This is a genomic window from Novilysobacter antarcticus (assembly GCF_019802285.1).
Taxonomy (GTDB): Bacteria; Pseudomonadota; Gammaproteobacteria; order Xanthomonadales; family Xanthomonadaceae; genus Novilysobacter; species Novilysobacter antarcticus.
Map to the genome: position 1 here is coordinate 55,500 of NZ_JAIEUJ010000003.1, position 24,383 is coordinate 79,882.

Sequence of the window (24,383 nt, forward strand, 5' to 3'; positions counted from 1 at the left end):
GGCCGGGGAATTGCCGATCGATCGGGGCCGCCTGTGGCGGCGGCCGGTAAACTGGTCGTCTTGTCCCGATCAAAACCATCACCTTGCCCAGCGCTGACGCCACCCCGCCACACCCCTCGCCTGCCACCGACAGTCCTGAATCGACCACCCTTTCCCAGCGCCTGCAGGTGGCGCTGGATCTGCTCGAGGCGGTTGCTGCAGATCGCACGCTCCTGGACGAGCTGCCGAAAACGGACCGCTCCCGATTGCACCGGGCGGTGGCAAGGGTCTACCACCCCGAGCCCGGACAGCGCCGGCAAAAGCTCAAGGCTCAGGAGCGCCAGCGCAACGCCGAGAACATCCGTCGTGCCGACGAGCTCCTGAACCAGACCGGCATCCGCGCGCTGCGCCGCAAGCCCGTATTTACCGCGTTGAACTACTTCCCGCCGCGCGGGCCCGGAGAGCAACCCCACGACGGGCATCCGCAAACCGACGCAGCCGCTGCCGGCACGGAGTCGCCCGAGCTGCTGCATTGCTACGTGTGCAAGCAGAAATACACGCAGGTCCACCACTTCTACGACCAGCTGTGCCCCGAGTGCGCGGCATTCAATTTCCACAAGCGCACCGAGCTGGCGGACCTGACCGGCCGGGTCGCGCTGCTGACCGGCGGGCGGGTCAAGATCGGCTATCAGGCCGGCCTGAAGCTGCTGCGCGCCGGCGCCGGCTTGATCGTGACGACCCGCTTCCCGCGCGATTCCGCCGCGCGCTACGCGCAGGAGCCGGATTTCGGCGAGTGGAGCGACCGGCTGGAGATCTTCGGTCTGGACCTGCGCCATACACCCAGCGTGGAAGCCTTCTGTACCGAGCTGGTGGCGACGCGACCGCGACTGGATTTCATCATCAACAACGCCTGCCAGACGGTGCGCCGCCCGCCGGAGTTCTACGCCCACATGATGGCCGGCGAGACTGCGGCACTCCGCGATACGCCCGAAGCGGTGCGCAAACTTATCGGCCGGTACGAAGGTCTGCGCAGCCAGGACTTGCTGGGCGAGGCGTCCGCATCGGTGCAGGCCGCCGCCGCGCGTGGCGACCTGCGGGCGACCGGCAGCGACATGTCCGGACTGGTCCGCGCGGCCGAGCTGTCACAGGTGCCGCTGTTGGCCGAGGAGCTGCTGGGCCAGAAACACCTGTTCCCGGAAGGCCGGCTGGACCAGGATCTGCAGCAGGTCGATCTGCGCGGACGCAATTCCTGGCGCCTGCAGATGCACGAGGTGCCCTCGGTGGAATTGCTGGAAGTGCAGTTGGTCAACGCGATCGCGCCGTTCCTGATCAACGCCCGGTTGAAGCCGTTGATGCTGCGCGCGGATGACGGCGGCGAGCCGACCCGGGACAAGCACATCGTGAACGTATCGGCGGTGGAGGGGCAGTTCTACCGCAACTTCAAGACCACTCGGCACCCGCACACCAACATGGCCAAGGCCGCGCTGAACATGATGACGCGCACCTCGGCGGCCGATTACCACGGCGACGGCATCCACATGAACAGCGTCGACACCGGCTGGGTGACCGACGAGGATCCGGCCGAGCTGGCGGCGCGCAAGACGCTTGAGGAGCGCTTCCATCCGCCGCTGGACATCATCGACGGTGCGGCGCGGATCGTGGACCCGATCATCGACGGCTTCAACACGGGCACCCACGTTTGGGGCCAGTTCCTGAAGGACTACAAGCCGACCGACTGGTGACGTTGCGAAGGGGAAGATGCTTCCGATCGCTGGGCCGGTGCTGATCTGACGCGTGGGGCGGGACCTGCCGGCCTTCCGGGCGAATGTCCCCCGGCCCCGCCTGCGGCGGAGGCCTCCTCCTTTATTTCGCCCCGAAGGCCGGCAGGTCCCGCTGTCGGATCGTCGCGGTACGCAAACAGCAAACAGCCGTGATGCTGGAACAACGTGAGCGAATGCCGTTGGGGCGAAGTAAAGGAGGAGGCACCGGCGTCATCGGTGCCGGGGGACATTCGCACCCAATGGCATTCGCTCGCGGTGCCCCGGTCACCTCGCAGATGCGGCGTTTTCTCCCTCGATGAGCGAAACACCAACAAAAACGGGCCGCGATGCGGCCCGTTTCATTGGTGTCCCGGAATATCCGGGCATTGGCAACGCAGCTAGCGCTACGGTGCCTCGGCCACCTTGGCATCATCGCTGCCCGCGCGCTTCACGTACTTGTCCAGCCAGGCATCCTCTTCGGCCAGCATGTGCATGATGGATTCGCGTGCGCGGTAGCCGTGCGATTCGTTGGGCAGCATCACCAGCCGCGCGTTGCCCCCCAGGCCCTTCATCGCCGCGAACAGGCGCTCGCTCTGGACCGGGAAGGTGCCCGAGTTGTTGTCGTCCACACCGTGGATGATCAGCAGTGCGTCCTTGATCTGGTGCGCGTAGTTGAACGGCGACATCTGCATGTAGGTGTCCTGGGCCTGCCAGTAGTTGCGCTCCTCGGCCTGGAAACCGAACGGCGTCAGGCTGCGGTTGTAGGCGCCGCTGCGTGCGATCCCAGCCTTGAACAGGCGGGTGTGGGCCAGCAGGTTGGCGGTCATGAACGCCCCGTAGGAGTGCCCACCAATCGCGAGGCGGTTGCGGTCGGCAACCCCGCGCCGCACCACCTCGTCCACCGCCGCCTCAGCGCCGGCCACCAGTTGCTCAAGGTAGGTGTCGTTGGGTTCGCGGTCGCCCTCGCCGACGATCGGCATGGTCGGCCCGTCCATCACTGCGTAGCCACGGGTCAGGAATGGCAGTGGTCCCCAGTAGCTGATCGCGTTGAAGCGGTAGGGCGATCCGGTCACCTGGCTGGCCGCATCGGCGGACTTGAACTCGCGCGGGTAGGCCCACAGCAGCGTCGGCAGCGGACCATCACGCTTGGCGTCGTAACCCGGCGGCAGGTACAGGTTGGCGGTCAGCTCCACGCCGTCCTTGCGTTGGTAGCGGATCTGCTCCTTCTGCACGTCGCGCAGTTGCGGCGTGGGATGCGGGAAATCGGTCAACGCGATCGGGCTGGCGTCCGCGTCGCCCAAGTCACGCAGGTAGATGTTGGCCGGCTGCTTGGGTGACTCACGCGAGCTGAGGATGCGCTTGCCGTCATCGTCCAGCATCGCGACCGGTGCTTCGTACCACGGCTCTTCCGAGTGGAACAGTCGCGTCGCGTGCTTGTCGGCGAGGCTGAATCGGTCGAGGAACGGCCGGTCGCCCTCCGGCGAAGCTCCTGCGCCCATCAGGAAGATGCTGCCGCCATCGCTGGATACCACCAGGCGCTGGTTGCCGGCGTCGTCGGGGCGGGTCACCGCGGTGCCCGGGTCGCTGTAGCGGTCCTCGTAGGAGCGATCAAAGATCAGTTCCGCCGCCTGCTCGGGCTGCCCGGGAGCAATCCGCCACTGCCGCGTCTGGCGGGTCTTCCACCAGAACTCGTCGATCAGCGCGAGGTCGTCGCGACCCCAGGTCGCGCCGGCATAGCGCAGGCCGAGTCGGGCCAGTTCCACCGGCTTGCCGTTGAACGGAGCGGCGTGGGCGAACACCACGTCACGCACTTCCACATCACGCGCCGGGTCGCCGCCGTCCTGCGCTTCCGCCCAGACCAGGGTGGCCGGCGCGTCGCTGCGCCAGGAGATGCGGCGCACGCCGGTGGCGACCGCGTCGTTGCCGGTCGGCAGGCCTTCCACCAGTGGCAGGCGGGCGACCGTGTGCAGCGGCTTGCCGTCGCGGTCGAGCACCTCGATGCGGCGCGGGAAACGCGAGAAGGGCACCAGGTAGGAGAACGGGCGCTCCACCGTCTGCACCAGCAGATGCCTGCCATCGGGCGACGGCGATGCGCCGATGACGAGGTCCGGCTTGCCCAGCAGGGTCAATTTGCCCGACAGCTCCACGCGGGCGAGCTGGCTGGTCAGGTAGTGGGCGAAGATGGCCGCGTCCTGCTCGTTCTTCAGCAGGTCCTGGTAGGTCCGGATCGAGCGCACCGCGGCGCCCTGCTCGGTCTGCTGGATGCTGGGGCCGGCTGGAATGCCATCGGCGGTGGGTGCGGCTCCCTGGTCGTGGGGGCGCAGGGTCACCAGCAGACCGCGGCTGTCGGGGAGCCAGTCGAAGCCGGTACCCGCCACCGCGTTCAGGGGTTGCTGCAGCAAACGGCGCGCCTTGCGCGAGGCGACCTCGACGATCCACAGCTCCACGTGGCCCGAGCCGTTGTCGACGTGGGTAAAGGCGATGTGCTTCTGGTCCGGCGCCCAGGACAGGTCGGCCAGCTTCAGGTTCTCGGGCAGACCGGCGACGGGCAGCTCCTGGCGCTTGGCGATGTCCAGCAACTGCAGATCCGATCCGAAAGAGAACGCACTGCTGGCGTAGGTGCGCGGATTGATCCGCGTGCCTGCCAGCTTCAGCTCGGGCTGCGCGACGACATCGATGCCAGGCAGCGACGGGGTCTTCAGCAACGTTGCAAAGTCGCGGTTTGGACTCAGCCTGACCTGCGGCTGGCGAGGTGCATCGACCAGCGCCTGCAAGGCGTCCACAGGCAGCTGGTAGCCGCCTTGGTCGTCCAGCGCGGCGGTCCGGGCCAGCGCAGGGGTGAGCAATGCGAAGGGCAGCAAGGCGGCCAGCAGGCCGAAGGCGGATGAGCGCCGCTTGGGTTTGGACATGACGTTCCCGGAGAGGTGACAGTGAAAATTGGATCGTGGTGTCCCGGCGCGGCGGACGCGGGCCGGGGCGTTTCAGGGGGCCAAACTCCCACAGTTGCTGAAGCCCGGCCAGTGAAGGAAGTCCCGATGCGGCGGCGCCCGGGTTCAAGCCGTTACAATGGCGCGGTCCGCCGAGGGGCGCTGCGACCGTCCTGTCACGGACGGCCAGGCTTGGCAGGATCGATCGAGACGCTCCATCGGTCTCCGTCCGCTACAACGGCGCCCGGTTGCGACCACCCTCCCCGCTTGACGCACCCGATCCGGGTGCCGCGGGATCGAACCGGAGCTACGCATGAAAGACACCATCCGAACCTTCTCCACCGAAGGCGACTACAAGGTTGCCGACATCGGTCTGGCCGACTGGGGCCGCAAGGAACTCGATATTGCCGAGCACGAGATGCCGGGCCTGATGTCGATCCGCAAGAAACACGCGGCCGACAAGCCGCTGAAAAACGTGCGCGTGACCGGCTCGCTGCACATGACCGTGCAGACCGCGGTGCTGATCGAGACCCTGAAGGACATCGGCGCCGATGTGCGCTGGGCCTCGTGCAACATCTTCTCCACCCAGGACCACGCCGCGGCCGCGATTGCCGCGTCCGGCACGCCGGTATTCGCCTGGAAGGGCGAGACGCTGGAGGAGTACTGGGACTGCACGTTGGCGGCGCTGAGCTTCCCCGACGGCAAGGGCGGTTTCCTCGGCCCGCAGCTGGTCGTGGACGACGGCGGTGACGTGACCCTGTTGATCCACAAGGGCTATGAGCTGGAGAACGGCTCCAGGTGGGTGGAGGAAAAGGCCGCCTCGCACGAGGAACAGGTGATCAAGAACCTGCTCAAGCGCGTGGCTGTCGAGCGCCCGGGCTTCTGGCACACCGTGGTCAAGGACTGGAAGGGCGTGTCGGAGGAAACCACCACCGGCGTGCTGCGCCTGTACCAGCTGGCCGAAGCCGGCTCACTGCTGGTGCCTGCGATCAACGTCAATGACTCGGTCACCAAGTCCAAGTTCGACAATCTGTACGGCTGCCGCGAGTCGCTGGCCGACGGCCTCAAGCGCGCGATGGACGTGATGCTGGCGGGCAAGGTGGCCGTGGTCTGCGGCTATGGCGACGTCGGCAAGGGCTCTGCCGCGTCGCTGCGGGCCTACGGCGCGCGCGTCATCGTCACCGAGATCGATCCGATCTGCGCGCTGCAGGCGGCGATGGAAGGCTTCGAGGTCACCACGGTGGAAAACACTCTCGGCCGCGGCGACATCTACGTCACCACCACCGGCAACAAGGATGTGCTCACCGTCGAGCACCTGCAGAACATGAAGGATCAGGCCATCGTCTGCAACATCGGCCACTTCGACAACGAGATCCAGGTCGACGCGCTCAAGAGCCTCAAGGACGTCGAGCAGATCAACATCAAGCCGCAGGTGGACAAGTTCGTGTTCGCCGATGGCCGCGCGATCTTCCTGCTCGCCGAAGGCCGCCTGGTCAACCTGGGTTGCGCGACGGGACATCCGAGCTTTGTGATGTCCAACTCCTTCTCCAACCAGACCCTCGCCCAGATCGACCTGTGGGAGAAGAAGGACAGCTACGAGAAGAAGGTCTACATCCTGCCCAAGCACCTGGACGAGGAAGTGGCCCGCCTGCATCTGGAGAAGATCGGCGTCAAGCTGACGACACTGACCCCCGCGCAGTCCGCCTACCTCGGCGTGCCGGTGGAAGGTCCGTACAAGGCGGAGCACTACCGCTACTGATCGATTGCCGATTAAGTGCGTGAGACAGGAAACGGGCACCGCGAGGCGCCCGTTTTTATTTAATAAAAACTCAGCTTTAAAACCATCATAAGTAGTGCACCTATCCCGGGCCGAACGAGCTGACATCAAGCCCCTATTAAATCACGCCCCAAACTACTTGCAGTAGGTCTGCAGGTGGTCACCAACCATATAAGTTTGACAGAACGTGCTCGACTTCTGTGACGGAGGCGGCGCAGACTGGCTTTGAATGACCGCCTGCCCTAGCCCCTGCAGAGCTGCGGCCATCGCTGCGGAATCTGCTCTACGTTGCTGCTCAAGCGCCATTTGAAATTGGACATCAATATCTCGACCCGGAATATCTGTCGGCCGCACGAACGTAAAGGACTGCTCATATCCATTTACAGGGCACACTGATTGCCTAGTATAGGCTGCCTCCGCGCCGCTTGCCCAACGCACTGATTTTCCATGAATAGTCGTGCATTGTCCAGCTTTAAATTCCTTTTCAACCTCGTAATACAAAACCACCGGAGTATATCCATAATTATGTCCATCAAGGCCGTAAAGAGTTGCGCCCTGAGGGTCTGAGTTATAGGTCAAGCCCAACCTCGTAGCACAGCCAGTCAGAAAAGATACGAATAAAATTAATACGAGCAGTCGACATAACTTCATACCAGCCCCTAAAGAATATGCGCCAACAACCCAAACTTACTCATAGACCTTACATGGAGAATCAAAATTAATTTTCCCCTGCGAGCTCTCTATCCATTAATAGATTCACAGAAAAGAGCTGAAGGGCGCAGCGCTAAAACACAACCACAAATGGCGTCCTTCGTTATGACTTAACGACAAGACAGTAAAACTGCGGCCATCTCAGCAATGACGAAGCCGCAGAAGGCCCTGGTGAGGTAACGCTGCGCAAGACTCTCGTCCGCCACCCTACCTGGAGTCGACGCTCGGGCATTCGACGCGGGGCGGGGTCAGGGTCGCCAGTTGGCGTTGTTGTCCCAGAACTCGACCGCATGGCGGTAGGCATCCCGATCCAGTGGCACGCCCGAACCGCCCTCTTCCACGCCCAGCGCGTTGCGCATCATCGTGATGGGCGCCATCGGGATCTCCTCCGGCGCCATGGTGTACAAGCAGCCGACCACGCCCCAGTCCGCGTCCACCACTGTTCCCTCTTTCGCCAGCTGCTCGCGGCTGTAGAGGATCACCACCAGATACTCCGCCACCGGCGGTTCCACGCCCTCGAACCAGCGCACCAGCACCGGCAGTTCCTCCTTGGTGCGCGCCTCGTAGGCCGAGCGCAGCAGGTGGCGGTTGTCGTCGCTGATCGGGACGGTCAGGCACCGGGTGGAGGTCCAGTTGCGATGCACGTGCAACTTGCAGAACGGCGCATAGCCGTCGAGCACCTTGAACGGCGCGTGCTCGTTGAGATGCCGCTCGAACTGCTCCGGCGTGCAGTCATGGATGGTGTTGCCGCGCGGGGTGCGCGGAAACAGGCGGGTACGGGCAAACGGGGTCAGGACGATGGACATGCAAACGGGCCGAGCAAGGGGGCTGCAAGGGTAGCCGCTGCGTGCCGCACCCGCGACTTACAGCGTCAAGCGCTCTCGCAGTTCGCGACCCTGCCGGCGCGACACCTCAACGTGGCTGCCATCGTCCAGGCCGAGGTCGTAGCCATCGGCGATTGACGGCTCCACGGTGCGGACCATGCGTAGGTTGACCAGGGTGTTGCGGTTGGCACGGAAAAACAGCCCCGGCTCCATCCGCGATTCCAGTCCACTGAGGCTGCGCGCGAGCAGGGCGTTCTGGTCGCGGAAGCAGACCCGGGCGTAGTTGCCATCCACCACGATCCGGCGGATTTCTCCGAGGGCGACGAACCAGCACCGCTCGCCGTCGCGCAGAAAGACCTGGTCGTGCGCCGCCAACAACACCTGCCGGTCCGGCCCGGGCTCGGGTGCGTCGGCCTGCTCCGCCATCTGGCTGCGGACCTTGTCCAGCGCGGTGCTCAAACGAGGCGCGACCACCGGCTTGAGCAGGTAATCCACGGCGTTGGCCTCAAACGCACGCACCGCGTAGTGGTCGTAGGCGGTGACGAACACGACCGACGGCAGTGGATCCAGCGCATCGAGCACGTCAAAACCGCTGCCCGACGGCAACTGGATATCCAGCAGCACGACGTCGGGATGCAGACGCGCGATTGCCTCGCGGGCGCTGGGCACGTCGTCGGCTTCGCCTACGCACTCCACATCCGGCAGTTCCGCCAGCAACGTGCGCAGCTCGCGCCGGGCCAGCCGCGCGTCGTCGACAACCAACACCCTCAGCTGCCCGCTCATTGCGGCACCACCAAGCGGGCCACCATGCGCTCGCCACTGCACTGCAACTCGACCGTGCCGGCCCCCAGCTGCGCCTGCAGATACGCCAGTCCGACGCCGTGGCCACGCGCGGCCGGAACCAGCGGCAGCGGATTGCTCACCGCCACCTGCAACGCTTCGCCTTCGCGGCGAAGCTCGATGGTGATCTCGCCGCCGCCCGGCACCACCGCGATGCCGTGCTTGATCGCGTTTTCCACCAGCAGTTGCAGCGCCATCGCCGGCAGCGTCGCCTCCCGCGTGTCCGGTGCCACATCCCGCACGACCCGCAGGCGGTCCTCGTAGTGGACCGCCTCCACGGCGAGATAGTCGTCAACCACCTCCAGTTCACGCGCGACGCTGACCTCGGCGTTGCCGGTATGGTCCAGCGCGTGGCGCAGCGTGTTCGACAAGCGCGTCACCAGTTCGCGGGCGCGGGCCGGGTCCTCGTTGATCAGCGCGCGCACGTTGTTGAGCGCGTTGAAGACGAAGTGCGGATTAAGGCGCGCCTTGAGCGCATCGCGCTCCAACAGGCTGTGACGTGCCTCCGCGCGCAAACGGGCCAGCTCGCTCTGGCGCGCCTGGCGGACCGAGTGCGCCCCGGCCCAGATACCCGTCCACAAGGCGAGCACGACCGCCGTGTTCAACCAGTACATCAAGGTCGCGGCTGGCCGGTAGGCGGACATGCCACCGTCTACCTGCACCCAGCCCAGTTTGATTGAGGGAACCAACAGCGCGGCCACTCCCAGTTGCGCCGCGGTCGCGCCCACCGCCACGGCCGCGATCAGACGCGTAACCAGTGCCCACCCGCCGCGCTGCCACCAACCGTGACGCACCGCCGTGACGCGAATGCGACCGCTGACCAGCCACAGATACACGCCCAACGACACGCTGATCAGCACCATCGCCGGCGACAGGCCGCCAAAGAGTGCGCCCAGCAGCAGACTGAGCGCGATGTACATGGACCACGCGATCGCGTTGAGCAGCCAGAATCGGCGGATCGGTATTGCAGGTTCCACAGCATCTTCCATCGTGCGGCCGGGCGACTGCGTGCCGCCCGGACCGTGGGTGATTACGGCGTTGCAGCGAGAAAACCGCGCATCTGCGCCTGCAGCCACTGCGGATCGTCCCACATCAGGAAGTGGTAACCCGCCTCGCTCATTTCGACACGCACACCCGGCAGCTTCGCGTACTGGTCGACGAAGATCTGGCGGGTGGATTCCTGGGTCGCGCCGTAGGGCTTGTACGCGGCCCAGCTGCCGAGCACCAGCGTCGGCGAGCTGACCGCACCGAGCTCGCCGCGCAGATCGGTCGTCATCAGCTCGTACATGGCCTGGGCGGTCACCGTGCGATCACTGTTGCGGCCCCACTGCTTCAGGGTCTCGACCCGCTCCGGCGCCTGCGCCATTCCCAAGACGGAGGCGTCGGTCTGGGCCACGTACATCGCCTCATCAATTCCCAACATGCCCGAACGCATCTGTTCGGCCATCGGGGTGATCTGGGCGACGGTCGCGGCGGGATTCTGCGCGGCGGCGAAGTACGGCAGGCTGTCGACGATCACCAGTTTGCCGAACGCGTCGGGCTGCTTGATCGCCATATCCAGCGCCAGGCTACCGCCCAGACTGTGGCCGACCACCGTCATCCCCTGCAGGTTGTGCTCGACGACGTAGTCCAGCAGCTGGTCCCTCATCACCGGCAGGAAGCTCTCGCCGTCGACCTTGGCCAGACCGGCAAAACCCGGCAGCTGGACCAGATGGCACTGGATCGGGAGACCGGGGCCGCTGTGGTCCGCAGCGGGTGCGCGCAATGCAAGACAGGTCTCACGCCAGGTGTCCGCGCCGCTGTTGAGGCCGGGAATCATCAGCACCGGCGCGCCCTCACCGATGACCTCGATGCGGATGCCGTGATGGTCCAGCGGCGCGGCGTGGGCGGCGAGCGATGCGCAGGCCAGACTGACAAACGCCGCAATGGCGAGCGGGACGCGCTTGCGCGACGGGACGGTGCTTGAGACAGGCTGGGTCATCGATACGGCTCCATGGGTGGTGAAGCCAGCATCGCCGCAGTTTTGCGTGTCGGGTTGCGCCGAATGACCAGCGGCCGGCAACTCGGTGCGAGCGGCGATTGTGCAATACGAACGGCAAGACCAGACGCGGGGCGGAGCAGCCGGCGCGACAGGTGTTATTTTACATTCATCGTGATGAAGCGATATATTGCCGATCCCCCCACGCTACACAGTGCCGGCATGACCGCGATCAGCTTCGAGTTCTATCCGCCCAAGACCGATGATCAGCGCACCCAGCTCGATCGCACCGCCGCACGGCTCAAGGCGGCCGCCCCCGACTACGTCAGCGTGACCTTCGGCGCCGGAGGCTCGACCCTGAGCCACACACCGGAGACGATCGAACGCCTGCAGCGCCACCACGCCCTGGAGGCAGCACCGCACATCAGCTGCATCGGCGGCAGCCGGGCAGAGATCCGCGGGCAGCTGGAGCGGTATATGTCCATGGGCGCCAAGCGACTGGTGACCCTGCGCGGCGACCTCCCCTCGGGCATGGCCAGTCCCGGTGACCTGCGCTACGCCAGTGACCTGGTCGAGTTCATCCGCGCCGAAACCGGCGATCATTTCCGCATCGAAGTCGCCGCCTACCCGGAAATGCACCCCCAGGCCCGCGATGCGCACGCCGACCTGAAGCATTTCATCGGCAAGGCGAAGGCCGGCGCCGACGGTGCGATTACCCAGTACTTCTACAACGCCGACGCCTATTTCCGCTTCGTCGACGATGTGCGCGCCGCGGGCGTTGATATCCCGATCGTTCCGGGCATCATGCCGATCTCCAATTTCAGCCAGCTGCGCCGGTTCTCGGAGATGTGCGGCGCAGAGATTCCACGCTGGATCACCCAGCGGATGCTCGCCTACGGGGATGACGTCGCCAGCGTGCGTGCCTTTGGCGCCGACGTGGTTGGCCAGTTGTGCCAGCGCCTGATCGACGGCGGCGCGCCGGGAATGCACTTCTACACGCTCAACCTGGCCAAGCCGACGCTCGCGGTGTTGGCGCGACTGGACGGACAGCGCAGCCGGATCACAGCCTGACGCACTGCGACAGCGGGGCCGACGGAACCTCCGTCGGCCCGGTGCCGGATAAGCCGCGCGTCAGCCGCGGCTGGCCTCCAACGCCTGGCTGAGGTCGGCGAGGATGTCGTCGATGTGCTCCAGACCGATTGACAGCCGCACCATGTCCTCGCTCACCCCGGCCGCAGCCAGTTCGTCGGCATTGAGCTGGCGGTGCGTGGTTGACGCCGGATGGCAGGCAAGCGACTTCGCATCGCCGATGTTGACCAGGCGCACGATCATCTGCAGCGCGTCGATGAAGCGCGCACCCGCGGCGGCCCCGCCGTTGATGCCGAACGTGAGGATGCCTGCCGGACGTCCACCCATGTAGGTCTGCGCGAGCGCATGGTCGGGATGCTCGGGCAAGCCGGCGTACTTCACCCAGGACACGTGGTCGTGCGCCTGCAGGAACTCCGCCACCTTCAGCGCATTGTCGCAATGGCGCTCCATGCGCAGGGCGAGCGTCTCGATGCCCTGCAGGACCAGGAAGGCGTTGAAGGGCGACAGCGCGGCGCCGGTATTGCGCAGCGGCACCACGCGGCAGCGGCCGATGAACGCGGCGGGGCCGAACGCATCGGTGTAGACCACGTCGTGGTAGGACGGATCGGGCTCGTTGAGCATCGGGAACCGCGCCTTGTGCTCGGCCCAGGGGAACTTGCCGGAATCCACGATCGCCCCGGCGATGGTCGTGCCGTGGCCGCCCATGTACTTGGTCAAGGCGTGGACCACGATATCGGCGCCGTACTCGAACGGGCGGCACAGCGCCGGGGTGGCCACGGTGTTGTCCACGATCAGCGGTATGCCATGGCGATGGGCCATATCCGCCAGCGCCTTGATATCGACGATGTCGCCGCCGGGATTGCCGATCGACTCGCAGAACACCGCCTTGGTGTCCTCGTCGATCAGCGCCTCCAGCCCGGCGATGTCGTCGTGCGAGGCGAGCCGCACCGTGATGCCCTGGCGCGGGAAGGTGTGCGCGAACAGGTTGTAGGTGCCGCCATACAACTTGCTCACCGAGACGATGTTGTCGCCCTGCTGGGCGATGGTCTGGATCGCATAGGTGATCGCGGCCATGCCTGAGGCAACCGCCAGTGCGCCAACGCCGCCTTCCAGCGCGGCGACGCGTTCCTCGAGCACCGCGTTGGTCGGGTTCATGATGCGGGTGTAGATGTTGCCCGGCGTCTTCAGGTCGAACAGGTCGGCCGCGTGCTGGGTGCTGTCGAAGGCGTAGGACGTGGTCTGGTAGATCGGCACTGCCACGGATTTGGTCGTGGGGTCGATTTCGTATCCCGCGTGGATTGCGAGCGTTTCAAACTTCATTTGCGCACCCTCATCGTGGTCGTAATGCAATGGCAAGTGGGATTCCGGACGCCGCAAGCGGATCACACCAGAACCAATCCACATCAATGTAACGACAAGCGCCGCTCCAGCATCGCATCTGCGCCAACGCTGTATTTCATTTGCTTCACCAATACGCGCCCGAGACCGCTTCGGCCCAGCGGTAGTAACCTGCACGGATGCCCCGGGCCTCGATCAACCTGTTGCGTGCGGCGCTGCTGGCCATTTTCCTGGTCACGGCCGGCGTGACGCCCCGCCCTGCCAATGCGGCGATCTACCGATGCCAGGCGCCCGACGGCAGCATGGTCTACACCGACCGTGCCTGCTCGGAACTTGGCGCGACGGCCGCTCCCGCAGGCCCCGTCCAGGAGGGGCCACCCGGCCAGCGGCGCCGTGCACCGCCCCGCGTTGGCTGTGCCCGCAATCTTCCGGAACTGGTGCTGCGCGTGGCCAATGCGATCAACCAGCAGGACACCAACCAGCTGGCCGGCGTCTACCACTGGGCCGGCATGTCAGGCGGCCAGAGCGTGGCCATCCTGCGCCGGTTGGATGCCGTCGCCCACCGCCCGCTGGCCGGCATCGTGCAGGTCAGCCCACAGGTCGCGCAGTCGATCGACGGCATGGTGACGGACGCGGAGTACTACGCAAAGCGCCCGGTGAGCCAATCGCCCGTGGCCTTGCGGATCGAGCAGTCCACCGGCGACGGGGTCAGTCCCTCCCATACCGTGTTCGGCCTGCAGCGCCACTTTGGCTGCTGGTGGATCCGCGGCTGACGGACCGCCAATCAGCGAGTCCGCACCCAGCCACTACAATGTGGCGATGACGACCCTCTTCATTTCCGACCTGCATCTGGATGCCGAACGGCCGCACATCACCGAGCTGTTCGGCCGTTTCCTCGACGCTGAAGCGCGTGACGCGGAAGCGCTTTACATCCTCGGCGACCTGTTCGAGGCGTGGATCGGTGATGACGACCCTTCCGACACCGCCACCTTCGTCGCCGACCGCCTACGCGACCTTGCCGATGCCGGAACGCCGGTCTGGTTCATGCACGGCAACCGGGATTTCCTGGTGGGCCAGGACTTTGCCGGTCGGGCGGGGATGACGATCCTGCCCGATCCCACCGTCATCCAGCTGTACGGCAAGCCGGTGCTGCTGATGCATGGCGACACCCTGTGCACCGACGACGTCGCCTACCAGCAGTTCCGCGCCCAGACCCGCAATCCCGCGTGGCAGGCGCAGTTCCTGTCCCAGCCACTGGCGGCGCGGATCGCGTTTGCGAAACAGGCGCGCGAAGCCAGCCAGGCCCACCAGTCGGGCCTGGCGTCGGAAGGCACGATGGACACCATCACCGACGTGGCACCCGCGGCGGTAGCCGCCGCCTTCCAGCAGTTCGGTGTCGATACGCTGATCCACGGCCACACCCATCGACCCGCGGTGCACGTGCGGGAGGTGGATGGTCGCCCGCGCGAGCGCGTCGTGCTGGGCGACTGGTACGAGCAGGGTTCGGTGCTGCGGGTCGACCGTCAGGGCCACCGTCTGGACACCCTGGCCTGAGCGGTCGGCAGGCGTAGAAACCCGCCTGCGTCAGTCCTCGGCGCTGGCGCAACCGGTCAACTGACGCTCGCCGTCGCTGAAGGTCGCGGTGTAGTCGTAGGCTTGGCCGGACATCGAATCCTCGCACTGACCGGGGGTGATGATGAGCACGAAATCCTTGCCGCCGTGGACGCCACGGAACTCGACATCCGTCGCGGTGTCGTTTCGCGTCGCGGCAAGCTCGACGCCGGGCTGGGTATCAGGTGTGTTGTAGAGCAGCGTGTCCCCGACGACCTCAACAGACCAGAACGGCTCGTTGCCGCGCGCATGGAATCCCACCGCTCGGTCACCATCGAGGGACGCGTCAGCCTCTGCCGGCACTGCGGAAACCGGTGGGGTAATCCCGGCTCCACTCTCTGTCGAAGAGCTTGCTGGCGCGGTCGGCTCCGGATCACATCCCAGCAACGCCGCGCCGGCAGCAAGACCGCACAGCAACACCGTCAACGAACGTAGATGAGTCATGGCACCGCCTCCCGATTGGATGCCGGTGAGCTTAACCGACCGTCTTGATCACGCCGGGCCCTTGGCCAGTTCTGTGACCGCCGCCTCAAGCATCGCCAGCTCCTCCTCGTCGAAGCCCGCGCGAGTTCGCGCCTCGACGTTGAACGGTCCATGCAGCACAGCCCGCGCGTAGCCGGTGAGCAGTCCGCGGAACGTCGATGCCGGGTCCACGCCGCGCCGCTCGCAGTACCAGCGGAACCAACGCGAACCGGCCGCGACGTGGGCCACCTCCTCGTCCAGGATGATCTCCAGGATCGCGACCGTCTTGCTGTCGCCCATGCCCTTCAGGCGCTGGATCATCCCCGGCGTCACGTCCAGGCCGCGTGCTTCCAGCACCCGCGGTACCAGCGCCATCCGCGCAAGCCCGTCGCCGGCGGTCTTCTGCGCCATCTCCCACAAACCGTTGTGGGCGTCGAAGTCACCGTAATCGCGCCCGAGCTGCTGCAACCGACTGCGAAGCATCGTGAAATGCCGCGCCTCGTCGTCCGCGACCTGCACCCAATCGGCATAGAACTGATCCGGCAGTCCCCGGAACCGGTACACCGCATCCCAAGCCAGATCGATGGCGTTGAACTCGATATGCGCGATGGCATGGATAAACGCCGCCCGGCCCTCGTCGCTGCCGAACCCCCGCCGCGGCAGGTCGCGCGGAGGCACCAAGCGCGGGCGCGACGGCCGCCCCGGCATCCCGATCGGTTCCGGTGGCGGCGCATCGGCGGGAATCGCCAGCTCACCGCGGGAAAACGCCTCAGCCGCGCGCCGGGTCGCCGCCACCTTCGCGTCAGGCGATGACGCCACCAGGCACTCCCAAGCCGCCTCAAAAAGATTCATCAAACTCCCACCCAGCGAATGCCCCAAGGCGACACCGGGAGCCTGTTCCAACCAAGCGAATATCGTGGAGCGACTTGGAACAGGCTCCCGGTGTCGCCACGCGCGAACTCCCAGTCCCACACCCGGGATCGCATATCCAACCCGTCCACGCACCCAACAACCAATTACCCAGTCAAACGAGCGACTAAGCGCCCCGCCGATCCGCCTTCGCCTCATCCGACCGCAACCGCCGCACCCGCTCGAAATATGCGTCCGCTGCCCCGGTCACGTACTCCCCGTTGAAGCACGACGAGTCGAAATCCTCCAACCGGTGCTTCGGCCCCGACACCGCGTCTTCCAGATCAGCGAGGTCCTGATAGACCAGCCAGTCGCAGCCCAGCAGCTTCTCGATCTCCGACTCGTCTCGCTGGTGGGCGATCAGCTCCTCGCGGCTGGGCATGTCGATGCCGTAGATGTTGGGATGGCGCACCGGCGGCGCCGCCGAAGCCAGATACACCTTGCGCGCCCCGGCTTCGCGGGCCATCTGCACGATCTGCCGCGACGTCGTCCCGCGCACGATCGAATCGTCCACCAGCAAAACGACCCGGTTGCGGAACTCCAGCGGAATCGGATTGAGCTTGCGGCGCACCGATTTGGCCCGCATCTCCTGCCCCGGCATGATGAAGGTGCGGCCGACGTAGCGGTTCTTGATGAAGCCCTCGCGGTACTTGATCCCCAGCACGTTGGCCACTTCCAGGGCCGCGTCACGCGAGGAATCGGGAATTGGAATCACCGTGTCGATGTCGTGGTCCGGGCGCAGCCGCAGGATCTTCTCGCCCAGCTTCTGGCCCATGCGCATGCGCGCCTTGTGCACCGAGACGTCGTCGATCATCGAGTCCGGGCGCGCGAAGTACACGTACTCGAAGATGCACGGGGTGTGGGTGCCAGGCGCGATGCACTGGCGCGCGTGCAGGGTGCCGTCGCTGGTGATCACGATCGCCTCGCCGGGCTGCACATCGCGGACCCGCTTGAAACCGGTCAGGTCGAATGCCACCGACTCCGATGCCACTGCGTATTCGTCGCCATCCACGCCGCTGCGTTTGCCCAGCACCAGCGGGCGAATGCCGTTGGGATCGCGGAACGCGACCAGTCCCAGCCCCAGAACCGTGGCGACCACCGCGTAGCCCCCCACGCAGCGCCGGTACACGCCGGTAACGGCGCGGAACGCGGTCTCCGGCGACAGCGGCTCGAGCACCCCCATCTCGTGGGCGAAGACGTTCAACAGCACTTCCGAATCCGATTCGGTATTGACGTTGCGCCGGTCCTGCTGGAACAGCTCCTCGCGCAGCGTGTCGGCATTGATCAGGTTGCCGTTGTGGGCCAGCGCGATGCCGTAGGGCGAGTTGACATAGAACGGCTGCGCCTCGTCGTCGCCCTCGCTGCCGGCGGTCGGGTAGCGGCAATGACCGATGCCGACGTGGCCGACCATCCGCCGCATCGCGGCGTCATCGAACACATCGCTGACCAGCCCGTTGCCCTTGTGCAGCAGCAGGCGGTGGCGGTCCGCAGTGGCAATGCCGGCGGCGTCCTGGCCACGGTGCTGGAGGACGAGCAGTCCGTCATAGATCTGCGCCGCGACGTCCTGGTGGCCAACGATTCCGATGATGCCGCACATGACTGGTAATCCTGGTTGGTTGGAGCGATTGCAAAAAATGACAGCGCGGGCGCCATCGTGGAGAGCGTCTCAGCCGCCTTCGGCCGGTAGCACCGATTCGTTGTCCCCGTCGCCCGACTGCGCAGAACGCACGGGAGCCGGCAACGGGGTCTCCCGCTTGGGACGCTCGGGCACAACGGCATCGGGCGCAGCCGCGTCGGCGGACGTCGGCGACGTCACCGGCCGCGGAAGGCGGGGCAGCGTGTCGGACGACAGCAGCGCCGGACCGTCCGCATCACCGCGAAGGTCCACCTGCGCCGCGACCCACTCGGGCAGCCAATTACGCATCTGCTCGGCGCCAGGCACCAGCAGGGGAACCACGCGCGAGGAACGCCACGACGGTTCGCGCGGCAGCTCGGTCAATCCGATCAGCAACAACAGCGCGCAGGCAATCACCAGGCCGCGTACGACCCCGACAACAAAGCCGAGCATCCGGTCCACTCCGGACAACCCCACCGAGTGCACCAGCGTGCGCAGCATCCAGCCCGCGATCCCGACCACGATCATCACCACGATGAAGGCCAGCGCGTAACCGGCGAACAGGTGACCGGCGCTCGGTTCGCCGCTGCCGGCCAGCATGAGCGCGACCTGCGCCCCAAACTGGAACGCGGCCAGGCCAGCAAGGACCCAGGCGGCCAGCGATGCCAGCACACCGATCAGGCCACGCATCATCCCGAACAGAGCCGATACGCCGACCAGCCCGATCAGGACCCAGTCGATCGCGATCATTGCGCCAACCGGTCGGGCCTCATGCGGGCGAACCGCATAAAACGCTGTGTCATGGATGTGCGCGAACGAAGCCGGAGATGCCCAGCTTGGCGGCGGCCTGGGCCTTGAGCTGGTCGGCCGCGGCGCGGTCGGCGACCGGCCCGACCTGGACCCGGTTGAGCGTACCGTCGGCGGTGCGGACCTGCTCGACGAACGCGCTCAAGCCCTGGCTGCGCGCGCGATCACGCAGCGCGGTGGCCTCGGCCGGATTGCCAAAGGCACCCAGCTGGACGACGAAGCCCACCCCGGCTGCGGCGGGAGCCGGCTTGCTGGTCTCCGCCGCCGGCTCGGGCTTTGCAGGCGCCGGCGCGGGCGACGCCGCGACTGGTTTGGCCGGCTCGGGCTTTGCCGGCTCAGCGGGTTTGGGCTTGGGCGGTTCCGGCTTTGGCTCGGGGTTTGCAGCAACCGTCTGGGCGGGCTTCTCTGGAGTTGTCGCGGAACTGGCACTCGCGGTTGCGGACCCGGCACGATCCGCGTCCAGGACCACGACCTTGGCCCCGACGTCCTTGCGCACGCGGGCCGAATCGATGCGCGCAGTTTCCGCCTCGGCGCTGGTCTGGAAGGGTCCGATGCGCACCCGGTGCAGCGTGCGATCGCCGCTCTTCACCGATTCGTGGAAGGCAGGAAAATCAGCTGCGTGCAGCGCGTCCACCACCTTCTGCGCATCCGACTGGCTGGCGTAGCTGCCGAAGCTGACCGCGTAGTTTCCGGCCGCCACTGCTGCCGGCGTCATGCCGGATGCCGGGTTGCCGGGATCGCGCGCAGCACGAGTATCCACGGTGGGCAGTGCGCCCTCGCCGGACGGCCCCGCACCGGGCGCGGTGACGCTGGCGCCGTTGCGCGCCGGCGGCGTCACCAGCGGCAACTCGCGGGTTTCAAAACCCTGCTTGGGCGTGGACGGGAGATCCAGTGAAATATCCGACACGCCGCTGTCGGGCGCCGGGCCCTTGATCAACATGGGCAGGAAGATCACCGCAATCGCGACCAGCACGGCGGCGCCGATCAGACGCTGTTTGAGGGCAGGTTCCATCGGATCTCGCAGGCAACGGGGAATGCCGGCAAATTATACCCTTGTGCCAAATGAAGGCCGGGCGCAGACGGCCGACGCGAACTGGCGGTTCAGCTCGCCGGCATCGCGGGCGCGGCTTCAAGGACCGTGAGCGCCTCGGCGGCCGTGTGGAAGGAGCCGAACACAAGTACACGGTCTCCAGGACTCGCTGCAGTCAAGGCGGCGGCCAGCGCATCAGCGACGGTGTCGTGCCGCGCGCCGGCTTCGCCCGCTGTTCCGGCCAACCGCGGCGCAAACTCCGCGACCGTGACGCCCCTGGGTGCGTGTGCCAACAGTCCGGCCAAGTGCCAATGGTCCACCCGCGCTGCGAGCGCCGAAACCACGCCAACCACGTCCTTGTCCACCAGCGCTGCGTACACGGCGTGCGTTTTACCGGCAATCGGCGTGGCCGCCAGCCAGTCCGCCAGCGCATGCGCGGCCTGCGGGTTGTGGCCGACATCCACCACCACCTCCACCCCGTTCCGGTCGAAGCGCTGCAGCCGGCCGCGGATGCGTGCATCGGCGACCCCCTGCACAACCGCCCGGTCGGGTGGTGATTTATCCAGGGCACGCAGAGCGGCGATGGCCACGGCGGCATTGCGCAGTTGCATCTGGCCCGCAAGCCGTGGCAACGGCAGCTCGATGCGGTGGCCGACCTCGCGCCAGCGCCACTGTCGGGCAGCCACGGCATGGGAATCGTCCGGCTCACTGCCGGTTGCACCGGGCAGATCGACGAAGAAGTCGCAGCCAAACCGCAATGTCTTTGCGGCGATCGCGTAGGCGTGGCGCAACACGCTGGAAGGCGGGTCCTCGTCGCCGAGCACCAGCGGCTTCCAGGCCCGCGCGATGCCAGCCTTCTCGTGCCCGATGGCTTCCCGCCCTTCGCCCAGATAGTCCTGATGGTCGACGTCCACGGTGGTGATCGCCGCGACATCCGGGTCCACCACGTTGGTCGCATCCAGGCGACCACCCAGCCCGACTTCCAGCACCGCCAGATCAAGATCGGCGCGTTGGAACAGCCACAACGCGGCCAGCGTGCCGTACTCGAAATACGTCAACGGCGTGTCACCGCGTGCGGCTTCGATCGCCTCGAACGCGGCCACGATCATCGCGTCGTCCGCGTCCACGCCATCGATGCGGATTCGCTCGTTGTAGGCCAGCAGGTGCGGCGAGGTGTACGCGCCGACACGCCAGCCGGCCGCGCGGCCAATCGCTTCGATGAAGGCGACAGTGGAGCCCTTGCCATTGGTGCCGCCCACGGTGATCACCCGCCGCGCAGGCCGCTTGATGCCCAGACGGCCGGCCACCGCGCCGATCCGCTCCAACCCCATATCGATCGACTTGGGATGCAGCTGCTCGATCCGGTCGAGCCATTGGGACAGGTTCATGGCGAACACTCGCAGGACAACAGGCGGGGCGGCGCGGGGATGCGGGAATGCCGGGATGCGGGCCGTGCGGCCTGCGGCTAGAGCGCGCGGTGCACCGCTTCGCCAAACAGCGCGGTGTGATGCGAGCAATCGTTCAGGCGCACCACCTCGAGGTCTTCCAGCCGCGTGCCTTCCAGCAGGTTGAGCGTGGTCGGCGCCTGGCGGAACGTCCACGGTCGCGAGAAAGGGATTCCCAGCACGTTGCACAGGAGCATGCGGTTGACCGCGTCGTGCGCGACCACCAGCAGCGTGTCGTGGTCGCCCAGTCCGGCCATTGCCCGACCGAATGCCGGCCAGGCGCGGTCGAACACATGCTGCAGCGACTCGCCGCCACCGGGCATCAACACCTCATGCGGTGAATCGCGCCAGAGCTTGAGCAGGTCCGGATCGGTGGCGTGGATTTCGCTGGCCAGCAGGCCTTCCCAGCTGCCGTGCGCGATCTCGCTGAGGTCCGCATCAGTGCTGAGCAGGCCTGCGCGGTGCTCGCCCAGGGCCAGTTCGGCGGTGCGGCGTGCACGCGACAGTGGAGACGCCACCGCGCGGGTGATCTCCACGTCGTGCAGGCGAGCGCCCAGCGCGCGCGCCTGCGCCTCGCCGGTTTCCGAGAGGGGGATGTCGACCTGGCCCTGGTAACGACCTTCGGCGTTCCAGGGAGTTTCGCCATGACGGGCGAGGATGATTTTCATGCGGGTACTCGATGAAGATGGGTAGGAAACAAAGGACCATTCTGGCCCAGCCCGCGCGAACGCGGGTCATTGCCGGTCCGCTGCCCATCGACGCCCTCCCTCAGGAGGGCGCGACAGGCCGGTGCCGCGATCACTGGCCGGTAGGCAGGCCGAGTTCCTTGAGCACCTGCGGCGCCGGGAACGCCTCCTGCATGACCCAGCGCAGGTAGCGCCCATCGACCGCAATCACGCGCGTCATGTCCGGGTCGAACACCCAGTTGGAGCTGACGCTTTCCCAGTTCATGTCGAACACCAGCCCGACCAGCTCACCGCGCGCATCCATCGCCGGCGAGCCCGAGTTGCCGCCGGTGATGTCCAGGTCGGCCATGAAGTTGACCGGTACCGTGCCCAACTCCTGGCTGGCCAGGCCGCCGTAGCGCTTGGCGGCGATGGCGTCGAGCTGTGCCTTGAGCGCATTGAACGGGTCCACGCCGGTGGATTTGTCGGCTATCTGCTCCAGCGTGGTGAACGCCGCCTGGCGGCTGCCGTCCAGCTTGGTGTAGCCCTGGACGTTGCCGAAGGTGATGCGCAGCGAGGAGTTCGCATCCGGATAGACCGACTCGCCACGGCTGGCGCGGTAATCGGCGACCGCCTGCAGATACACCGGGCGGGCCTGCAGCACGTCACCGGTGCGGATTTCTTCGAGCTCCTTGTTCTGCAGCATCGTCGGCATCAGTGCCACGGCCAGTTGCAGGGCCGGGTCCTTGCTGGCTTCAAGCGTCGCGCGGTCGGCCTGCATCAGCTTCAGGCGCGTATCCAGATCGCCCAGGCTGGTGCCGGCCAGGCGATCCAGTGCAGCCTGCACGGCGGCCTCGTCGTTGCCGCCCAGCCATTCATCGAGAGCGGGAATGTGCTGGTCCTGAGGCAACTTCACGTATTCGCGCAACCAGTATTGCTGCAACTGGCGATCCATGCCGGCGTCGTAACGGCGCTCCATCTGCTTCAGCGAGCCCTCCAAACCGGGCAGGTCACGCGCCTGGTAGCCGGCGTCACGCTGCGCGTCCGGCTTCTCAGCCTCCAGCGCAAACCGGTACAGGCTGGTTGCCGCGCCGATGGCACCGGTGCGGACCAGCTGGCCGAAGACCAGGTCGCGCTCGCGGGTGGCGCGCTCGGCGGCGTCCAGTTCCAGCAGTCGTGCGTGCGCTTCCAAAGCCGGCGCACCCTTGGTGCCCTGCCCGCGCAACCAGGCCAATACCGCGGCCTCCTCGGCATGCTTGGTCTTGCTGGCATCTATGCGCTGGAAGCCTTCCAGCTGGCCGCCGTAGTTCTTCATCGTGTTCTGCCAGCCACGGATCGTGCTGGCGTACTTGACCTTGATGTCCTCGTCCTTCGCGCCGGCCGCCTCGACCAGATCAACCATCGCCTCGTAATGGCGCTTGACCGTCGGGTAGGTCCACTGCTCGGTCGCGTCGAACTCCTCGGCCAGGGCGTAGCGCGCGGTCCGACCCGGATAGCCGGCGACCATCACGAAATCACCGATGTTCAGCGGCTGGCTGGCGAACTTGAGGAAGTGTTTCGGCTGGTAGGGAACGTTTTCGGTGGAGTACGGCGCCGGCTTGCCGTCCTTGCCGACGTAGGCGCGGTAGAACGCGAAGTCGCCAGTGTGGCGCGGCCACATCCAGTTGTCGATATCGCCACCGAAGCTGCCGATGCTGTTGGGCGGCGCATAGACCAAGCGCACGTCCTTGATCTCCAGGTTCTTGAACAGACGGTAGGTGTTGCCGCCGGCAAAGCTGTAGAACTGGCAGCGATAGCCGGCGTCGGCTTCGCAGTCGGCGACCAGTTGTTTCTGGATGGTCTCAAGCGCACGCGTGCGTCCCAGCGCATCGGGCGCGGCATCGATCGCGGCGCGGACGTCCTTGGTCACGTCGCGGATCGAGTCCAGCGCGTAGATGCGCGCGTTCGGCCCGGCCGACACTTCGCGCTCCGTGGTTCCGGCATTGAAGCCGTGCTCGATCAGGTTGTTTTCCGGCGTGGAGTTGAGCTGGATCGCGCCATATGCGCAGTGATGGTTGGTCACCACCAGGCCCTGCGGGGAGACGAAGCTCGCCGTGCAGCCGCCCAGCGAGACCACCGCGCCCATCGGGTCGCCGGTCAGGTCAGCCAGTTGTTCGGCGGGCAGCTCCAGCCCGGCCTTCTGCAACGCTGCGGAAATCTCCGGCAGCTGCTGCGGCACCCACATGCCCTCGCCGGCCACCGCCGATCCCATGACGCCCGTCAACGCCATGGCGGCGGTCAATATCGAATAACGCATGCACCTACTCCTGCCAAGGATCAATCCGCGATTTTAGCCTGCCAACCCCGATGGCGGCCCGTAACTTCCGGCACGGGCGCGAATGCGGTGAATGCAGACCAGTCGCCGACGGCACGCGCTGATTTACGGGTTTTTGCCCGCCTTTGAAGACATAGGGAGGACGGGGAAAATGTTGCTCATTGGCCCGGTTGTGGTGTGATCGACCGGGCGAGCGACCTGCATGCCTTCGAGGCGAATGTCCCCCGGCCACCGCCTCCGGCCACCGCCTCCGGCGGCGGCCTCCTCCTTTACTTCGCCCCGAAGGCATGCAGGTCCCCCCG

Annotated in this window: 20 protein-coding genes and 1 riboswitch; of the genes, 5 read left to right on the forward strand and 15 right to left on the reverse strand. The window is 66.2% G+C overall.

Translation table 11 applies throughout. The features are described from left to right. Positions 1 to 83 precede the first annotated feature (83 nt). Positions 84 to 1,721 carry an SDR family NAD(P)-dependent oxidoreductase gene (locus KZ491_RS09295; protein ID WP_222565614.1) on the forward strand — a complete coding sequence of 546 codons (1,638 nt, stop codon included), beginning with the start codon at positions 84 to 86 and terminating at the stop codon, positions 1,719 to 1,721. 422 nt (positions 1,722 to 2,143) lie between these two features. Here the strand turns inward: KZ491_RS09295 and KZ491_RS09300 are convergent, their stop codons facing one another. Next, a complete protein-coding gene (locus KZ491_RS09300; RefSeq protein WP_222565615.1) occupies positions 2,144 to 4,648 on the reverse strand; it encodes an alpha/beta hydrolase family protein in 2,505 nt (834 codons plus the stop codon). Between the two features lie 166 nt (positions 4,649 to 4,814). Further along, a riboswitch (S-adenosyl-L-homocysteine riboswitch) is annotated at positions 4,815 to 4,919 on the forward strand. A gap of 60 nt (positions 4,920 to 4,979) precedes the next feature. Here KZ491_RS09300 and ahcY point away from each other — a divergent pair. After that, a complete protein-coding gene (gene ahcY, locus KZ491_RS09305; protein WP_222565616.1) occupies positions 4,980 to 6,425 on the forward strand; it encodes an adenosylhomocysteinase in 1,446 nt (481 codons plus the stop codon). A 153-nt stretch (positions 6,426 to 6,578) separates the two neighbouring features. On the opposite strand, the gene KZ491_RS09310 is transcribed toward ahcY, so the two are convergent. From KZ491_RS09310 to KZ491_RS09330, 5 genes are all read right to left on the reverse strand, one after another. Beyond that, positions 6,579 to 7,022, reverse strand: a complete 444-nt coding sequence (locus tag KZ491_RS09310; RefSeq protein ID WP_222565617.1) for a hypothetical protein — start codon at positions 7,020 to 7,022, stop codon at positions 6,579 to 6,581. Between the two features lie 380 nt (positions 7,023 to 7,402). Continuing rightward, positions 7,403 to 7,960 carry a DUF3228 family protein gene (locus tag KZ491_RS09315; RefSeq protein ID WP_222565618.1) on the reverse strand — a complete coding sequence of 186 codons (558 nt, stop codon included), beginning with the start codon at positions 7,958 to 7,960 and terminating at the stop codon, positions 7,403 to 7,405. Positions 7,961 to 8,017: 57 nt separating this feature from the next. Further along, positions 8,018 to 8,761, reverse strand: coding sequence for a LytR/AlgR family response regulator transcription factor (locus tag KZ491_RS09320; RefSeq protein ID WP_222565619.1), 744 nt, complete (start codon positions 8,759 to 8,761; stop codon positions 8,018 to 8,020). Further along, positions 8,758 to 9,795 (reverse strand): sensor histidine kinase, encoded by a 1,038-nt coding sequence (locus tag KZ491_RS09325; protein ID WP_425493136.1) that lies wholly within the window; start codon positions 9,793 to 9,795, stop codon positions 8,758 to 8,760. Before KZ491_RS09325 ends, KZ491_RS09320 begins: the two co-directional genes overlap by 4 nt. A gap of 53 nt (positions 9,796 to 9,848) precedes the next feature. Next, a complete protein-coding gene (locus KZ491_RS09330) occupies positions 9,849 to 10,799 on the reverse strand; it encodes an alpha/beta fold hydrolase (RefSeq protein ID WP_222565621.1) in 951 nt (316 codons plus the stop codon). A gap of 219 nt (positions 10,800 to 11,018) precedes the next feature. Here KZ491_RS09330 and metF point away from each other — a divergent pair, with 219 nt between their 5' ends. Further along, positions 11,019 to 11,867 (forward strand): methylenetetrahydrofolate reductase [NAD(P)H], encoded by an 849-nt coding sequence (gene metF, locus KZ491_RS09335; RefSeq protein ID WP_222565622.1) that lies wholly within the window; start codon positions 11,019 to 11,021, stop codon positions 11,865 to 11,867. A 60-nt stretch (positions 11,868 to 11,927) separates the two neighbouring features. Here the strand turns inward: metF and KZ491_RS09340 are convergent, their stop codons facing one another. Next, a complete protein-coding gene (locus KZ491_RS09340) occupies positions 11,928 to 13,205 on the reverse strand; it encodes a bifunctional O-acetylhomoserine aminocarboxypropyltransferase/cysteine synthase (protein ID WP_222565623.1) in 1,278 nt (425 codons plus the stop codon). A gap of 197 nt (positions 13,206 to 13,402) precedes the next feature. On the opposite strand from KZ491_RS09340, the gene KZ491_RS09345 reads away from it, so the two are divergent. Further along, entirely contained in the window at positions 13,403 to 13,996 is a 594-nt protein-coding gene (locus tag KZ491_RS09345; protein WP_222565624.1) for a DUF4124 domain-containing protein, read from the forward strand. 46 nt (positions 13,997 to 14,042) lie between these two features. Beyond that, positions 14,043 to 14,777 carry a UDP-2,3-diacylglucosamine diphosphatase gene (gene lpxH, locus KZ491_RS09350; RefSeq protein ID WP_222565625.1) on the forward strand — a complete coding sequence of 245 codons (735 nt, stop codon included), beginning with the start codon at positions 14,043 to 14,045 and terminating at the stop codon, positions 14,775 to 14,777. Positions 14,778 to 14,807: 30 nt separating this feature from the next. Here lpxH and KZ491_RS09355 read toward each other — a convergent pair whose 3' ends face one another. The 8 genes from KZ491_RS09355 to KZ491_RS09390 form a co-directional block, all read right to left on the reverse strand. Then, positions 14,808 to 15,278, reverse strand: a complete 471-nt coding sequence (locus tag KZ491_RS09355; RefSeq protein WP_222565626.1) for a COG3650 family protein — start codon at positions 15,276 to 15,278, stop codon at positions 14,808 to 14,810. Between the two features lie 48 nt (positions 15,279 to 15,326). Then, complete coding sequence (locus KZ491_RS09360) at positions 15,327 to 16,148, reverse strand: ferritin-like domain-containing protein (protein ID WP_222565627.1); 822 nt, start codon at positions 16,146 to 16,148, stop codon at positions 15,327 to 15,329. Between the two features lie 184 nt (positions 16,149 to 16,332). Then, complete coding sequence (gene purF, locus KZ491_RS09365; protein ID WP_222565628.1) at positions 16,333 to 17,802, reverse strand: amidophosphoribosyltransferase; 1,470 nt, start codon at positions 17,800 to 17,802, stop codon at positions 16,333 to 16,335. A gap of 69 nt (positions 17,803 to 17,871) precedes the next feature. Beyond that, entirely contained in the window at positions 17,872 to 18,570 is a 699-nt protein-coding gene (locus KZ491_RS09370) for a CvpA family protein (RefSeq protein ID WP_222565629.1), read from the reverse strand. A gap of 49 nt (positions 18,571 to 18,619) precedes the next feature. Beyond that, a complete protein-coding gene (locus tag KZ491_RS09375; protein ID WP_222565630.1) occupies positions 18,620 to 19,639 on the reverse strand; it encodes an SPOR domain-containing protein in 1,020 nt (339 codons plus the stop codon). Between the two features lie 89 nt (positions 19,640 to 19,728). Beyond that, entirely contained in the window at positions 19,729 to 21,045 is a 1,317-nt protein-coding gene (folC, locus tag KZ491_RS09380) for a bifunctional tetrahydrofolate synthase/dihydrofolate synthase (protein WP_222565631.1), read from the reverse strand. Positions 21,046 to 21,122: 77 nt separating this feature from the next. Further along, positions 21,123 to 21,770, reverse strand: a complete 648-nt coding sequence (locus KZ491_RS09385; protein ID WP_043959580.1) for a histidine phosphatase family protein — start codon at positions 21,768 to 21,770, stop codon at positions 21,123 to 21,125. A 130-nt stretch (positions 21,771 to 21,900) separates the two neighbouring features. Then, complete coding sequence (locus tag KZ491_RS09390) at positions 21,901 to 23,991, reverse strand: S46 family peptidase (protein WP_222565930.1); 2,091 nt, start codon at positions 23,989 to 23,991, stop codon at positions 21,901 to 21,903. Between the last annotated feature and the right edge of the window lie 392 nt (positions 23,992 to 24,383).